Annotated in this window: 21 protein-coding genes and 1 other RNA gene; 13 read left to right on the top strand and 9 right to left on the bottom strand. The window is 67.1% G+C overall.

Annotated elements, in window-relative coordinates; all coding sequences use genetic code 11:
• Positions 1–212 precede the first annotated feature (212 nt).
• From RZN05_RS08505 to RZN05_RS08445, 13 genes are all read left to right on the top strand, one after another.
• A complete protein-coding gene (locus RZN05_RS08505; protein ID WP_317226185.1) occupies positions 213–359 on the top strand; it encodes a lmo0937 family membrane protein in 147 nt (48 codons plus the stop codon).
• 70 nt (positions 360–429) lie between these two features.
• Positions 430–1,074: a histidine phosphotransferase family protein gene (locus tag RZN05_RS08500; RefSeq protein ID WP_317226184.1), complete on the top strand. Its 645-nt coding sequence runs from the start codon at positions 430–432 to the stop codon at positions 1,072–1,074.
• A gap of 63 nt (positions 1,075–1,137) precedes the next feature.
• Positions 1,138–2,199, top strand: coding sequence for a serine hydrolase domain-containing protein (locus RZN05_RS08495; RefSeq protein WP_317226183.1), 1,062 nt, complete (start codon positions 1,138–1,140; stop codon positions 2,197–2,199).
• 70 nt (positions 2,200–2,269) lie between these two features.
• On the top strand, positions 2,270–4,591 hold the full coding sequence (locus RZN05_RS08490; RefSeq protein ID WP_317226182.1) for a chemotaxis protein CheA: 2,322 nt from the start codon (positions 2,270–2,272) through the stop codon (positions 4,589–4,591).
• Positions 4,588–5,016 carry a chemotaxis protein CheW gene (locus RZN05_RS08485; RefSeq protein ID WP_317226181.1) on the top strand — a complete coding sequence of 143 codons (429 nt, stop codon included), beginning with the start codon at positions 4,588–4,590 and terminating at the stop codon, positions 5,014–5,016. The genes RZN05_RS08490 and RZN05_RS08485 overlap by 4 nt, the downstream gene beginning before the upstream one ends.
• A gap of 82 nt (positions 5,017–5,098) precedes the next feature.
• The gene (locus RZN05_RS08480; RefSeq protein WP_135983567.1) at positions 5,099–5,464 is read left to right on the top strand and encodes a response regulator; all 366 of its coding nucleotides are present in this window, start codon (positions 5,099–5,101) and stop codon (positions 5,462–5,464) included.
• A 15-nt stretch (positions 5,465–5,479) separates the two neighbouring features.
• Positions 5,480–6,550, top strand: coding sequence for a chemotaxis-specific protein-glutamate methyltransferase CheB (gene cheB / locus RZN05_RS08475; protein WP_317226180.1), 1,071 nt, complete (start codon positions 5,480–5,482; stop codon positions 6,548–6,550).
• Positions 6,550–7,413, top strand: coding sequence for a CheR family methyltransferase (locus RZN05_RS08470; protein ID WP_317226179.1), 864 nt, complete (start codon positions 6,550–6,552; stop codon positions 7,411–7,413). Before cheB ends, RZN05_RS08470 begins: the two co-directional genes overlap by 1 nt.
• Positions 7,414–7,457: 44 nt before the next feature.
• Positions 7,458–8,159 (top strand): N-acetylmuramoyl-L-alanine amidase, encoded by a 702-nt coding sequence (locus tag RZN05_RS08465; protein ID WP_317226178.1) that lies wholly within the window; start codon positions 7,458–7,460, stop codon positions 8,157–8,159.
• A gap of 80 nt (positions 8,160–8,239) precedes the next feature.
• Complete coding sequence (locus tag RZN05_RS08460; protein WP_317226177.1) at positions 8,240–8,581, top strand: hypothetical protein; 342 nt, start codon at positions 8,240–8,242, stop codon at positions 8,579–8,581.
• A 42-nt stretch (positions 8,582–8,623) separates the two neighbouring features.
• Positions 8,624–9,009, top strand: an RNA gene (gene rnpB, locus RZN05_RS08455) — RNase P RNA component class A.
• A 59-nt stretch (positions 9,010–9,068) separates the two neighbouring features.
• Positions 9,069–9,605 (top strand): J domain-containing protein, encoded by a 537-nt coding sequence (locus tag RZN05_RS08450; RefSeq protein ID WP_317226176.1) that lies wholly within the window; start codon positions 9,069–9,071, stop codon positions 9,603–9,605.
• The gene (locus RZN05_RS08445; protein WP_317227591.1) at positions 9,602–9,922 is read left to right on the top strand and encodes a (2Fe-2S) ferredoxin domain-containing protein; all 321 of its coding nucleotides are present in this window, start codon (positions 9,602–9,604) and stop codon (positions 9,920–9,922) included. Before RZN05_RS08450 ends, RZN05_RS08445 begins: the two co-directional genes overlap by 4 nt.
• A gap of 3 nt (positions 9,923–9,925) precedes the next feature.
• Here RZN05_RS08445 and RZN05_RS08440 read toward each other — a convergent pair whose 3' ends face one another.
• The 9 genes from RZN05_RS08440 to pspB are packed head-to-tail and all read right to left on the bottom strand — an operon-like array spanning position 9,926 to position 12,679.
• A complete protein-coding gene (locus RZN05_RS08440; RefSeq protein WP_317226175.1) occupies positions 9,926–10,333 on the bottom strand; it encodes a SufE family protein in 408 nt (135 codons plus the stop codon).
• 25 nt (positions 10,334–10,358) lie between these two features.
• Complete coding sequence (locus RZN05_RS08435; protein ID WP_317226174.1) at positions 10,359–10,607, bottom strand: hypothetical protein; 249 nt, start codon at positions 10,605–10,607, stop codon at positions 10,359–10,361.
• 15 nt (positions 10,608–10,622) lie between these two features.
• Positions 10,623–10,898: a hypothetical protein gene (locus RZN05_RS08430; protein WP_317226173.1), complete on the bottom strand. Its 276-nt coding sequence runs from the start codon at positions 10,896–10,898 to the stop codon at positions 10,623–10,625.
• A 24-nt stretch (positions 10,899–10,922) separates the two neighbouring features.
• Complete coding sequence (locus tag RZN05_RS08425) at positions 10,923–11,048, bottom strand: hypothetical protein (RefSeq protein ID WP_317226172.1); 126 nt, start codon at positions 11,046–11,048, stop codon at positions 10,923–10,925.
• Between the two features lie 38 nt (positions 11,049–11,086).
• Complete coding sequence (locus RZN05_RS08420; protein ID WP_317226171.1) at positions 11,087–11,353, bottom strand: hypothetical protein; 267 nt, start codon at positions 11,351–11,353, stop codon at positions 11,087–11,089.
• A gap of 10 nt (positions 11,354–11,363) precedes the next feature.
• Entirely contained in the window at positions 11,364–11,687 is a 324-nt protein-coding gene (locus RZN05_RS08415; RefSeq protein WP_317226170.1) for a hypothetical protein, read from the bottom strand.
• Positions 11,688–11,710: 23 nt separating this feature from the next.
• Entirely contained in the window at positions 11,711–12,001 is a 291-nt protein-coding gene (locus RZN05_RS08410; protein ID WP_317226169.1) for a hypothetical protein, read from the bottom strand.
• Positions 12,002–12,030: 29 nt separating this feature from the next.
• Positions 12,031–12,405 carry an envelope stress response membrane protein PspC gene (gene pspC, locus RZN05_RS08405; protein ID WP_317226168.1) on the bottom strand — a complete coding sequence of 125 codons (375 nt, stop codon included), beginning with the start codon at positions 12,403–12,405 and terminating at the stop codon, positions 12,031–12,033.
• Position 12,406: 1 nt separating this feature from the next.
• Positions 12,407–12,679, bottom strand: a complete 273-nt coding sequence (gene pspB / locus RZN05_RS08400; RefSeq protein WP_317226167.1) for an envelope stress response membrane protein PspB — start codon at positions 12,677–12,679, stop codon at positions 12,407–12,409.
• Positions 12,680–12,681 lie beyond the last annotated feature (2 nt).

Here is a 12,681-nt window from a genome sequence, read left to right as displayed (position 1 = left end):
TTGCCGTACCGGTGCACGCGTAGTGCCCGGTCTCATTTTTCGTAACAACGTCCCATTATATGCAAATTGTAATAGTCTGAGCAATGCGATTGTGGGGCGGCTGCGATTTTTCGGATCCGCGCCGTCCACGCTCGATCGGACGTGGACAAACCTGGCGGAACGTTTCGCCCCCGTGCCACGTTTGCCACCCATAAGAAGAGGGAGTGCCTGAGATGCTTTGGACCATCGTCGTCATCCTGGTCATCCTGTGGCTGCTGGGGTTCACCTTCCATGTCGGCGCAGGGCTGATCCACATCCTGCTGGTGATCGCGCTCGTCATCGGGCTGATCCAGCTCTTCACCGGGCGCCGCGTCGTCTAGCGCTCCGGGCGCAGCTTGCGGCGACGCCGCGGCTGCGCCAAAGAGGCTGGGTTAACCGGAGCCAAAATCCTTGAACATCAGCCCGACCGATTTCGCGAGCCTGCTCTGTTCGAGGCTGTGCCACGACCTGTTGAGCCCGGTGGGCGCGCTCAACAACGGGCTGGAGCTGCTCGCCGACGAGCATGATCCCGAGATGCGCGCGCGCTGCCTGGAATTGCTCAGCGAGAGCGCCAAGGCATCGGCCAACAAGCTCAAGTTCTTCCGCCTGGCGTTCGGCGCGGCGGGCGGCTTTGGCGAGACCGTCGACACGCGCGAGGCGCAGGCGGCGATCGAGGGGCTGTTCGGCGAGAACCACCGCGTCAAGGTTGGCTGGATGGTCGAGGATCCGGTGCTGCCCAAGCAGGCGATCAAGGTGCTGCTCAACCTCGCGCTGATCGGCGGCGACGCGCTGATCCGCGGCGGTCAGCTCGATATCGGCGCCGAGATCGTCGACGGCGTGATCGAGATCGTCGTGCGCGCCGAAGGGCCGCGGATCGTGCTCGATTCCGAGCTGCGCGGTGCGCTGGCCGGCGGGCAGGACGACATGCCGGTCACTCCGCGCGCGGCGGCGGCGTTCCTTGCCCATGCGCTGGTAGTCCAGGGGGGCGGAACGTTGCAGGTCAGCCCGCCGGATTCCGACGTGCTGCTGTTCGGGGCGAGTTTTCGCGTCGGCTGATTCTGTATTGGTTGAATAATACAGTATGGCGTGCCATCCTTGCTTCGATAGCAGGGGGTGCGGATGAAGGCGTTTGTGGCGGCGGCGTTGATCTGGGCGACGCCCGCGGCGGCACAATCCTATCATGACATCGTCGCCGCGGCGGAGGGCTTCAACGGGATCGCGCTGGTCGCCAAAGGCCGGCACGTCGAGATGATCGAGAGCGTCGGCTCCGCCGACGCCGAGCGGGGCATTCCGGTGACCCCGACGACGCGGTTCGAGACGGGATCGGTGTCCAAATGGGTCGCGTCGATCGTCGTGCTCAAGCTGGTCGACCAGAAGAAGCTCGATCTAGACGCGCCGGTTTCCCGCTATCTGCCCGACTATCGCGCCGATACGGGTGCGCGGCTTACGCTCCGGCGGCTGATGAGCCATTCGAGCGGGCTTCCCAACGAGATTCTCAAGGCGCGCCAGGCCGATCCGGCGATTCGCGGCGTAGAGCGCGAGCAGATGGACGCGGTGCGGACCTATGCCAGCGGCGATCTTGCGTTCGAGCCCGGCACCGCCTGGGACTATTCGCATTCGAACTGGCTGGTGGTGAAGGCCGTGGTCGAGCGCGTGTCGGGATTGCCGTATGCGCGACTGATCGACCGGCTGCTGGTGCGACCGCTCGGGCTCAAGGACAGCGGCATCTATCGCGGCGACTCGGCGCAAACCGCCGGGATGGCGGTGGGCTATGCGAAATTGGGGCCGGCGCCCGAGCGCAAGCCCAATCCGACGCCGGATTTCCTGGCGATGGCAGGAGGGTATTACACCAGCGCGCCCGACATGCTGAAGCTGATGGAGGCAGTGCTCGGCGGCACGTTCCTGAGCGCGGCGTCGCGCAAGGCGCTGCTCACCGTCGAGATGCCCGACCAGCATTATGCGCTGGGCGGCCGCGTGCGCGTCGAGCCGGTCGGCGGGCATCCGCGGGAGCTGGCGTGGAATGACGGTTCGAACGGCGGCTTCCGGATGGTCGCGCGGCGGGTGCTCGCCGACGGGCACAGCGTGATCGTGTTCAACAATGCCAGCTACGATCATCGCAAGCTCGGCGAGCTCGCGTCGAAGCTGCTCGACGCGAGCTATGCCCCGCGGCTGGCGCAGTGAGTGCGCCGAGCTAACGCCACCTTAACCACCGACGCGCCACAACGGCCCGGCAAATTTGCTCCGGGGCCCCATGGACGACCTGATTCAGGAATTCATCGCCGAGACGCGCGAGACGCTCGAGGCGCTTTCGGGCGAGATCGTCGCCTGGGAAGCGCATCCCGAGGATCGCGCGCGGCTGGATGCGATCTTCCGCTTCGTGCACACGGTGAAGGGAAGCTGCGGCTTCCTCGACCTGCCGCGGCTCGGCCGGCTGAGCCATGCCGCCGAGGACGTGCTCGCGCAGGTCCGCGAAGGCGAGCGCACCCCCGATCGCCCGCTGGTCAACGCGGTACTCGCGATCGTCGACCGGATCGGCGAACTGGTCGAGGCGATCGATTCGGGGACGAGCCTGCCCGACCAGGGCGACGAGCTGCTGATCGGGGCGCTCGCAGAAGGCGCGCAGGAAATCGTCCAGACGAGCGGGCCGGGGCTGCACCGCGCACCCGCGCGCAGCGTGCGGCTGGGCGTCGACCTCCTCGACCGGATGATGTCGGGCATGTCGGATATGGTGCTGGCGCGCAACGAGCTGGCGCGGCGGCTGCGCGGCGGCGACATCGACCCAACGATCGAGGCTGCCCTGGAGAGGCTCTCGCTCACCGTCGGCGAGATGCGCGACACCGTGACCCGGACCCGGATGCAGAAGATCGACGCGCTGTTCTCGGCACTGCCGCGGATGGTGCGCGACACCGCCGCGGGGCTCGGCAAGTCGGTGCTGCTGAACGTCGAGGGATCGGACGTCGAGCTCGATCGCGAGATGATCGAGATGATGCGCGATCCGCTGGTCCACATCATCCGCAATTCGATCGACCACGGCATCGAAAAGCCGGCCGAGCGCCGCGCCGCGGGCAAGCGCGAGAACGGCCGGCTGGCCGTCTCGGCGCGCCAGTCGGGCAACCAGATCATCATCGAGATCAGCGACGACGGCCGCGGGATCGACACTGAGAAGCTGATCCGCAAGCTCGTGGCCAATGGCCGCGACGAGGCCAAGCTGCGTGCGCTTTCCGAGCGCGGCAAGCTCGAGCTGATCTTCGAGGCCGGGCTTTCGAGCAAGGACGAAGTCAGCGACGTCTCGGGCCGCGGGGTGGGGATGGACATCGTCCGCGCCGCGATCGAGCAGATCGGTGGCCGCGTCGAGCTCGACAGCACGACGGGCAAGGGGTTGCGCCTCGCGATCCATGTGCCGCTGACGCTGTCGATCATCTCGGCGATCGTCGTCGGCGCGGGCGGCCAGCGCTTCGCGATCTCGCGCCAGGCGATCGAGGAAATCGTCACCGATCATGGCGACGCGATCCGGATCGATACGATCGGCGGGGCGGAGGTGCTCAGCGTGCGCGGACGGCGGATGCCGCTGCTCAATCTGTGCGAAGTCCTGGGTATCCAGCGCGCCGTGCATGACGGGCCGCGGATGATCTCGATCGTCAATATCGGCGAGGGGAGCTATGCGCTCGCCGCCGACATGGTGCTCGACAACGAGGAGCTGGTGATCAAGCCGGCCTCGCCCGCGGTGATGTCGACCGGGGTTTATGCCGGGCAGACGTTGCCCGATTCGGGGCTGCCGATGCTGCTGCTCGACTGCGCCGGGATCGCGAATGTCGCCGGGCTCGATTTCCATCGCGACGACGAGCACGTCGAGGACGAGGCGCAGGAAGCGGAGGCCGAATCGGGCATTCCCGCGCTGCTGTTCCAGGATCTCGACGGCACGCGCCGCGCCGTGCCGCTCGCCGCGGTCGACCGTGTCGAGCAGGTGGAAGGGGATGCCGTGCGCTTCGCCGCGGGCCGCTACCGCGTGACGATCGACGACCGCATCCTGCCGCTCGCCGCGCAGGGCGATGTCGAGGGACGCAGCCGGCTCAACGTGCTGCGCCTCAAGGACGGCATCAACGAAGTCAGCTACGCGATCGACGAGGCGCTCGACATCATCACCTTGCCCGAGGAACTCGTCCCCGCGCGCGAGCCGGGGCCGATCGCGGGTGTCGCGCTGGTCGAGGGCGAGCAAGTCGAGCTGCTCGACATCCTCTGGGTGTTCGACGAGCATGCCGACCGCGAGTCCGAGGAAGCCGCGCCGCTCTGCCTGATCGCGGGCGACAAGGACGGCTGGATGGCCTCGTTCGTCCGCCCGCTGCTCGAGACCGCGGGGTATCGCGTCGTCACCAAGCTGGCGACCGGCGAGTTGCCCGCGGTGGTGCTCTCGACGGATGCCGCGCCGGCCGAACTCGCCGCGACGGCGCCGGTTGTCCGGCTGCGCAGCCGCCGCGCCGCGGCGGGGGCGGGCGACGACAGCATCTATCGCTATGACCGCGCGGGGCTGCTCTCCGCGCTCGAGGCCCGCGTGGCCGGGAAGGGCCTCGCATGAGCCATCTCTATCTCATCGCCCAGGTCGCCGGCCGCGCGGTCGCGATCGATTCGGACCAGGTCGAGTCGGTGGTCGATATCGGCGAAGTCACCCAGGTGCCGCTCGCTTCGCAGCATGTCCGCGGCCTCGCCGCGCTGCGGAGCCGCGTGGTGACCGTGGTCGATACGCACAGCGCGCTCGGGCTCGACAGCGCCCATGAAGCGCGCCGCGCCGTCATCACCCATGTCGAGGGGCATCATTATGCGATGCTGGTCGACGCGCTGGACGACGTCGCGCCGTTCGACCTGCTGCCGCTGGCCGGGGGCGTCGCGCTCGATATCGCGTGGCAACGCGCGGGGCGCGGCATCGTCGAACGCGACGGCGAGCCGATCCTGGCGATCGACCTTGCCGCGCTGGTGCCGGGCTATTCGACGTCGCTGAACTGATTTTGTCCGATTAACGCGGCGCTTACACCTGTTGCCGCACTATGATGAAGAAACCAGACACCTGGCTATCGGGGAACAGGGAATGAAGACTTGTCTTGTCGTCGACGACTCCAAGGTAATCCGCAAGGTCGCGCGGCACATCCTCGAGACGCTCGATTTCGAAGTCCGCGAAGCCGGCGACGGTCGTGAGGCACTGGATTCGTGCATGGCGGCGACGCCGGACGTGGTGCTGCTCGACTGGAACATGCCCGTGATGAGCGGGATGGACTTCCTGCGCGCGCTCAAGGATTCGGGGCTTCCCCAGCGTCCCAAGGTGGTGTTCTGCACCACCGAGAACGGCATGGCCTATATCCGCGCCGCGATCGAAGCGGGCGCCGACGAATATGTCATGAAGCCGTTCGATCGCGAGACGCTCGAGAGCAAGCTGCAGATCGTCGGCGTCGCCTGAGCCCGGGAGGCCGGCATGGCCGTAGCCCTTAGTTCGATCCTCTCCGATACCCGCGGCGGGCCGCCGCCGGCGCAGGTGCTGATCGTCGACGATTCGGTCGTCGCGCGATCGGTGCTCGGCCGGATGGTCGACGGCACGCGCCGCTTCCGTGTCGCGGCGGCGCTGAGCGACGTTCGTGCCGCGCTCGCCTATCTCGAGCATCACCGCGTCGACATCGTCCTGCTCGACATCGACATGCCCGGGATCGACGGGCTGACCGCGCTGCCCGACGTGCTGGCGGCGGGCAAGGGCGCCAAGGTGCTGATCGTCTCCTCCTCGGCCGACGAAGGTGCAGCCGTCACCGTCCAGGCGCTGGCGCTCGGCGCGGCCGACACGCTGGTCAAGCCGGGGATCGGGACGTTTGGCGGGCGCTTTGCCGAAGTGCTCGAGGATCGACTGTCGCGGCTGGTCGATCATCATGTCGAGCCAATGCCTTATGCGCCGGCCAGCTTCGGCGTGGAACACGCACCGTGCGAATTCGACATCGTCGCGATCGGCGCCTCGACCGGCGGCATCCATGCACTGAGCCAGTTGCTCCGCGCGATTCCCGCAAGCTTCCAGATCCCGATCCTGGTCACCCAGCATTTGCCGATCTCGTTCATGAGCTATTTCGCGGCGCAGCTCGCGGTGCTTGGCGGACGCCCGTGCGAAGTCGCGACCGATCGGATGCGGATCCGCCCGGGCCGGATCATCGTCGCGCCGGGCGATGCGCATATGCGCGTCGTCCGCATGTCCGAAGGCTGGGCGGTGCGGCTGAGCGACGAGAAGTCGCTGAGCGGATGCATGCCCTCGGTCGATCCGATGTTCGAATCGATCGGCGAGGTGTTCGGCAAGCGCGCACTCGCCGTGGTGCTGAGCGGGATGGGGCGCGACGGCGCCGAGGGCGCGAAGCACCTGGTCGCTGCGGGCGGCCGCATCCTGGTGCAGGATCGCGAGAGCTCGGTGATCTGGGGCATGCCCGGCGCGGTGGCCAATGCCGGCCATGCCAGCGCGGTGCTGCCGCCCGACGAGATCGGCCGGCTGGTCGCATGGCAGGGGAGGGCTTGATGCACTTTCCCAGCGCCGTCGCACCGACCAAGTCGGGCGCGATGAACATGATATCGGCGCTGCTCGAGCAGCGCACCGGGCAGCAGATCGCTGCCAACCGGGCGTGGCGGATCGAGACCGCGCTCAAGCCGCTGCTGCGCGAGAGGGGGCTCGCCTCGCTCGACCAGCTCGTCGCCCAGCTGGTGGCGACGCGGACCGGGGATTTAGGGGATCAGGTCGTGGATGCGCTGTTGAACCAAGAGACGAGCTTCTTCCGCGACGCTGCGGTGCTCGACATGATCGCCGAGGCCACCCAGGCATTCCAGGCCGAGGCGCCCGGGCGGAAGATCCGCTTGTGGTCGTCGGGCTGCTCGACGGGCCAGGAGCCGCTCAGCCTCGCGATGCTGTTCGACGAGAAGGGCATGGGCGAGGGGCCGAGCGCGCCCGAGATCGTTGCGACCGATGTCTCCCCCACCGCGCTCGCGCGTGCGCGCGCCGGCCGCTATTCGCAGTTCGAGATCCAGCGCGGGCTTCCCGTCCGCCGGATGATGACCTGGTTCGATGGCGCGGGAGGCGACTGGGTCGCCAGGCCCGAGCTGCTGCGCCGCATCCAGTTCCGCCAGCACAACCTCACCGCCGATGCGCCGCCCGCCGGCAAGTTCGACGTGGTGCTGTGCCGCAACGTCATGCTCTATTTCTCGCAGGACGTGCGCCGCGACGTGTTCGACATCCTCGCTGCGGCAGTGCGGCCGGGCGGGCTGCTCGTGCTCGGCGCGGGCGAGACGGTGATCGGGCTGACCGATCGCTTCAAGCCGTGCGACAAGTTCCGCGGCTTCTATCGCGCGGTCGAGGCCGTGCCGGCACAGCGCGCCGCGTTCGGCTGAAGGGTCTTGCCGGGCGCGGTCACGGGCTCGTACGGTTGCTCGCGATGACCAGCGGCCTTTCCATCAACGACGCGCCGTCGCCCAATTTCGATGCGCGCGAACTGCCCGTATCGATGATCGTGCTCCATTATACCGGCATGGAGAGCGGCAAGGCGGCGATCGACCGGCTGCGCGATCCCGAGGCCAAGGTCTCGGCGCACTATCTGGTCGATGAAGACGGTACGATCCTCAAACTGGTCGACGAGCGGCACCGCGCCTGGCACGCCGGGCGGTCGCACTGGCGCGGGGTGACCGACATCAATTCGGCGTCGATCGGGATCGAGATCGTCAATCCCGGCCACGAATTCGGCTATCGCCCGTTTCCCGAGGCACAGATGGGCGCACTGATCCCGCTGGTCGCCGACATCAAGGAGCGCCACGGCATCACCCGCGGCAATGTCGTCGGCCATTCGGACGTGGCGCCCGCGCGCAAGCAGGATCCGGGCGAGCTGTTCAACTGGCATGCGCTGGCGCGGCTGCGGCTGGCGCTGCCGCGGCCGACGAGGAACCTGGTCGATCCGGGCTGGCCCGACGCCGGGTTCATGCTCGCGCTCGAGCGCTTCGGCTATGACGTGCGCGACGAGATTGCGGCGGTGACTGCGTTCCAGCGGCGCTTCCGCCCCGAGATGATCGACGGCGAGATCGACATGGAATGCCGCTGCATCCTGCTCGCGCTGCTGCTGCCCAAGCCGCAGGGGGATGACTGATGATGGTTTTCGGCGCGTTACTCACGTCCGGTTAGCGAAATGAAATTATAGGATGATCTATGGGAGCCAAGGAGGTTTCCATGATCAATACTGGTCTAGGACCGGCAGGCGCCACATACAGCCCCGTCCGAGTGAAGCTGTCAGGTGTGGTTCGCGGCGACAGCAACGGCCCCGATGCGAATGCGTCGATCAATCTGCCGAGCGTGGCCGACGCGACGGCCGCGCTGCATCGTACCGCACGAGTCAATGCGACCGAGAAGCTGCTGAATGTGTCGACCGATTATCGTCGCGCGGCGATTGCGTCCGGGCCGCTCCAGCCGCTGTGGCGGATCGACGTCGAGGCTTACGGCACAGTCATGGCGATGCCCGAGGAAGCGGCCAAGCCGGTCGAAGCGCCTTCGCCGGAGGGCGACGCCGCCTGATCGGCCTTGCGGCGCGCCGGGTTTGCGCTAGAGCGGTCGCCGCCAGAGGGTCGGGCGGCCGCGGGTGCGAAAGCACGCGAGGAAAGTCCGGGCTCCACGGAACCACGGTGCCGGGTAACGCCCGGCGAGCCAGCTTGCTGGTTTAGGGAAAGTGCCACAGAGAGCAGACCGCTCGCTGCCCCGGACTTGCTCCGGGGTAAGGGCAAGGGTGAAAGGGTGCGGCAAGAGCGCACCGCGCGACGGGCAACCGAAGCGGCATGGCAAACCCCACCGGGAGCAAGACCGAATAGGGGCGGCATATGGGCCTGGTTCCGGCCCGTCGCCCGGGTTGGTTGCTTGAGCGGCGGAGCAATCCGTCGCCTAGAGGAATGGCCGCACATCGCGTTTCGGCGCGAGGACAGAACCCGGCTTATAGACCCTCTGGCATTTTTCCCCTCCGCAAGAGCGCGGGGTGGCCTTTGCGCCGCCGCCACCCTATCTGGCACCGATGGCACGTGCGACACGATCCTCCGACTGGGGCTTCCCGCGCTGGCGCGAATATGGCGCCGAGCGCGAGGCCGTGCAGGTGCGGCTGTGCGACCGGCACGGCTGCGAGGAGCCGGGCGATCGCCCTGCGCCCAAATCGCCCAACAGCCCCGATCGCTGGTATTTCTGCGAGACTCATGCGGGCGAGTACAATCGCAACTGGAATTATTTCGAGGGACTGACCGCCGAGGAGGCCGCGCAGCGCGAGGCCGACGAGCGGCGCGACGCGGGCGGGTTCGCCGAATCGAAGCATAATGGCTGGGCGGGGCCGGGCGACGGCACCCGCTCGCGCGACGAGATGCGTGCGCTCGAAGTGCTCGACCTCGAGGTCGATGCCGACTTCGACGCGGTGCGGATGGCCTGGCGTCGGCTGGCCAAGTCCAATCATCCCGACGTGAAGCCCGGCGACGCCGAGGCGGCCAAGCGCTTCCAGGCGATCCAGGCTGCGTATGAAGTGCTCAAGGCCGCCGAGGAGCGGCGGACGTGGAAGCCCGATTGAAGGCTTCGGTGCGCTCCAACTGGTCGAACGCCGTCCTGGTCTGCGCGAAATGCTCGAAGAAACTCGACGGCGGGTTCGGGCCCAAGGGCAAGGCGCCGCTCGCCAAGGCGCTCCGCAAACATCTCGGATTGAAGAAGGGCCGCAAGGGCGCGGCGGGGATCGTCGAGGTCAAGTGCCTCGGCGTGTGTCCGCGCGGCGCGGTGACGGTGGTCAACGGCGCGCAGGCGCGTGAATGGCTGCTGGTGCCCGAGGGGGCGGATCTCGACGGGGTGGCGGCAGAGCTGGGGCTTGCTTCCAACGGGGACAGGGCGGTCTGATCGTCACTCGGCGTAGCGCGCGGCGGTGTCGCGGATCAGGGCGATCATGTTGGGGATGCCCTGGGTGCGGTTCGAGCTGAGCTGGTTCTTGAGGTCGAACGGCGCGAGCGCGGCTTCGATGTCGGTCGACCGGATCTCGGCGGGGCTGCGATCCTGCACCGTCAGCAGCACCAGCGCGATGATGCCCTTGGTGATCGCCGCGTTCGAATCGGCGAGGAGGTGGAGCGTGCCGTCGTCGCTGCGGGTCGGATAGACCCAGACGGCGGCGGAGCAGCCGCGGACGAGCGTGGCGTCGGTCTTCAAGGGCTCGGGCATCGGCTCGAGCGCGCGCCCCAGGTCGATCAGCAGGCGGTATCGGTCGTCGGCGTCGAGGAATTCATATTCGTCGCGGAGGTCGGCCAGGCTGGTCATGGCCGACCCGCTAGCCGGGTGAACCCTAGAGGTCCACCCCGGCGGCGATCGCCTCGAGCTTGCGGATGCGTTCCTTGAGGTCGGCGACTTCGATGCGCGAGGCGGCGGAGGGCATGGCCGGCTCGCCGGGCGAAGCGCCGTGCTGCTGGGCGAGTTGCTCGCGCTTGAGCGCCAGCCAGCCGCGCCAGCCCGAGAGCCCCGCCGCGGTCACCATCGCCAGTCCGGCGAGGCCCGAGGCCGAGAGCGTGATGTAGAGATTGGGATCGACGGTCATGTGCTTGCTCCCTGATCAGGGGTTTTGCTTGTCGCGCAGCGCTTCGATCTCGCGGTCGAGGCGCAGGCTGGTGGTCTCGCTGTCGGTGATGACCCGCTCGAGGACCTGGACGCGCTCCTTGAGGGCGCGGACCTCGTCGCGGAGCCTGGCGGCGTCGGCGGCGGCAACCGGGTCGGCGCCGTGGTAGCGCTCGTTGCCATTGCTGTCCTTGTGGATGCCCAGCCGCGCCTTGATGACGCTGCCGATCGTGACGATGACGATGATTGCGACAACCATTTCGAACGGGTTCATCACTTTACTCCTTGTGGGGTGCCATCAGGCGCCCAGCTGCTGTTCCCGGGCAAGCTTTTCCGCGCGGCGAACCGGACGGTCTCGGACTTCGGCAAGGGCAATAGCTCCCCCGCACAGTGCCGTCAGCACTGCGAACACGACGATGATCATTTTGTGGTCCTTGAGTAAGCCGCGCCGAAGCGGGCGGTTTAGTTGAGCGGCGCGTCGCGCAGCTTGTCGATTTCATCCGCAACGGCGATGCCGCGGTCGGTCACGATCCGTTCGAGAACCCGGACCCGCTGCTCGAGCCGCTCGGTCTGGGCGGCGTATTGCGCGGCCTTTTCGGCAACCATCTGCGACTCGATCTCCATCTGACGCTCCTTGAGCCGGAACCAAGGCTTGACGAAGACACCGCCGAGGATCGCCAGCAGCCCGCAGGAGATGCCGAGGATCGGGATGAGCAGGGGGTTGATCATGGAAATCTCCTCAGTTGCTCTTGCCGCGCAACTGCTCGATCTCGCGGTCGAGGCTGTGCGCGCTGTCGGTGACGATGCGCTCGACGTTCGCCAGCCGGTCCTTGATCGATCCGAGCTCGGCGCGGAGCTGGGCGTTTTCCTGGCTGAGCAGCTTCACCCGCTCGATCGTCTCGTCATTGTGCTTGGGGTAGAGCGCCTGGCCCCAGCTGCCGTCTAGCGGATAGCCGTTCTTGATGCGCAGCCAGGTGGTGATCACCCATCCGCCGATTGCTAAGGCCACGATCACCGCGATCATCGGGAAGATTTCCTGGATGAAGGGAAGTTTGTCGACCATTCTTCTATTCCTTGTCCTGGCGCTCAGCGCAGCGCGTCGATGGCGCGGGCAGTGCGCTCGGCGGGATCGGTGGCGATCCTCTCGAGGACTGCGATCCGCTCCTCGAGCCGCGAGATCTGGCCGGTGAGGCGCGCATTCTCCGTGGAGAGCAGCTCGATCTTGCGGTCGGCGGCGGGATCGCCCTTGTGGCTCACGCCCTTCCACTCATTCTCCACCGGATAGCCGTGCTTGGCGCGGATCCAGTTGTTGATCACCCAGCCGATGGTCGACATCGCGATGATCGCGAGGACGAAGCCTGGTCCACCCCAGTTCATGGTCTTTCCTCCCTGTTGACAGCCCCGCCTCAGCGGAGGCTGTCGATCTCGTCGGCGAGCCGGGTGTTGCGGCTCGTATAGTACATCTCGATGTCGGCGAGCCGGCGATCGATGTCGCGGAAGGTCGAGCGGACCTGCGCGGTCGAGCGGCTCGGGTTCGAGCGGACGCCCTGCCAGAACTTCGCTTCCTCCGGCCCCTGGTACAGCCCGGCTGGCTTGGTCGGTGCGAGCCACGCGATCAGGAAGTAGATGAAGATCGACGTGCCGCTGGTCGCGAAGGCCAGGAAGACCATGCCCACCCGGAGCCAGATCGCCTCGATGCCGGTATAGTCGGCAAGGCCGGAGCAGACCCCGAGAACCTTGGAATTCTGCTTGTCGAGATAGAATTTCGTACGGGCGGACATCTCAGTTCCTCCTCGAGATATCGAAGGGGCTCTGCTCCGAGCGCGAGGCCGAGAGCGGGCGGAAATCGGGGTTGTCGGCGGCGATGATGCGTTCGACGGTGAGCAGGCGCTCTTCGAGCTGCTTGGCGGTGTAGTAGAGCTCGTCGAGGAGCTTCTCGTCCTCGCCGGTGATCGTCGCGGCGGTCTTCCACCGGGTGATATAGTGCATGATCACCCAGGGAAGTCCGACGAACAGGATCCCGACGATGACGATGGGCAGGAAAACCTCTTCCATCG

Origin of the sequence: Sphingomonas sp. HF-S4, from assembly GCF_032911445.1 — a bacterium.
Taxonomy (GTDB): Bacteria; Pseudomonadota; Alphaproteobacteria; order Sphingomonadales; family Sphingomonadaceae; genus Sphingomonas; species Sphingomonas agrestis.
This window is presented reverse-complemented; position numbering and strand designations above follow the sequence as displayed.

Bases quoted from the DNA above. Each gene is read 5' to 3' on its own strand.
- RZN05_RS08505 (WP_317226185.1), top strand. From the start codon at position 213: ATGCTTTGGACCATCGTCGTCATCCTGGTCATCCTGTGGCTGCTGGGG.
- RZN05_RS08495 (WP_317226183.1), top strand. From the start codon at position 1,138: ATGAAGGCGTTTGTGGCGGCGGCGTTGATCTGGGCGACGCCCGCGGCG.
- RZN05_RS08490 (WP_317226182.1), top strand. From the start codon at position 2,270: ATGGACGACCTGATTCAGGAATTCATCGCCGAGACGCGCGAGACGCTC.
- RZN05_RS08485 (WP_317226181.1), top strand. From the start codon at position 4,588: ATGAGCCATCTCTATCTCATCGCCCAGGTCGCCGGCCGCGCGGTCGCG.
- RZN05_RS08480 (WP_135983567.1), top strand. From the start codon at position 5,099: ATGAAGACTTGTCTTGTCGTCGACGACTCCAAGGTAATCCGCAAGGTC.
- cheB (WP_317226180.1), top strand. From the start codon at position 5,480: ATGGCCGTAGCCCTTAGTTCGATCCTCTCCGATACCCGCGGCGGGCCG.
- RZN05_RS08470 (WP_317226179.1), top strand. From the start codon at position 6,550: ATGCACTTTCCCAGCGCCGTCGCACCGACCAAGTCGGGCGCGATGAAC.
- RZN05_RS08465 (WP_317226178.1), top strand. From the start codon at position 7,458: ATGACCAGCGGCCTTTCCATCAACGACGCGCCGTCGCCCAATTTCGAT.
- RZN05_RS08460 (WP_317226177.1), top strand. From the start codon at position 8,240: ATGATCAATACTGGTCTAGGACCGGCAGGCGCCACATACAGCCCCGTC.
- RZN05_RS08450 (WP_317226176.1), top strand. From the start codon at position 9,069: ATGGCACGTGCGACACGATCCTCCGACTGGGGCTTCCCGCGCTGGCGC.
- RZN05_RS08440 (WP_317226175.1), bottom strand. From the start codon at position 10,333: ATGACCAGCCTGGCCGACCTCCGCGACGAATATGAATTCCTCGACGCC.
- RZN05_RS08435 (WP_317226174.1), bottom strand. From the start codon at position 10,607: ATGACCGTCGATCCCAATCTCTACATCACGCTCTCGGCCTCGGGCCTC.
- RZN05_RS08430 (WP_317226173.1), bottom strand. From the start codon at position 10,898: ATGAACCCGTTCGAAATGGTTGTCGCAATCATCGTCATCGTCACGATC.
- RZN05_RS08425 (WP_317226172.1), bottom strand. From the start codon at position 11,048: ATGATCATCGTCGTGTTCGCAGTGCTGACGGCACTGTGCGGGGGAGCT.
- RZN05_RS08420 (WP_317226171.1), bottom strand. From the start codon at position 11,353: ATGATCAACCCCCTGCTCATCCCGATCCTCGGCATCTCCTGCGGGCTG.
- RZN05_RS08415 (WP_317226170.1), bottom strand. From the start codon at position 11,687: ATGGTCGACAAACTTCCCTTCATCCAGGAAATCTTCCCGATGATCGCG.
- RZN05_RS08410 (WP_317226169.1), bottom strand. From the start codon at position 12,001: ATGAACTGGGGTGGACCAGGCTTCGTCCTCGCGATCATCGCGATGTCG.
- pspC (WP_317226168.1), bottom strand. From the start codon at position 12,405: ATGTCCGCCCGTACGAAATTCTATCTCGACAAGCAGAATTCCAAGGTT.
- pspB (WP_317226167.1), bottom strand. From the start codon at position 12,679: ATGGAAGAGGTTTTCCTGCCCATCGTCATCGTCGGGATCCTGTTCGTC.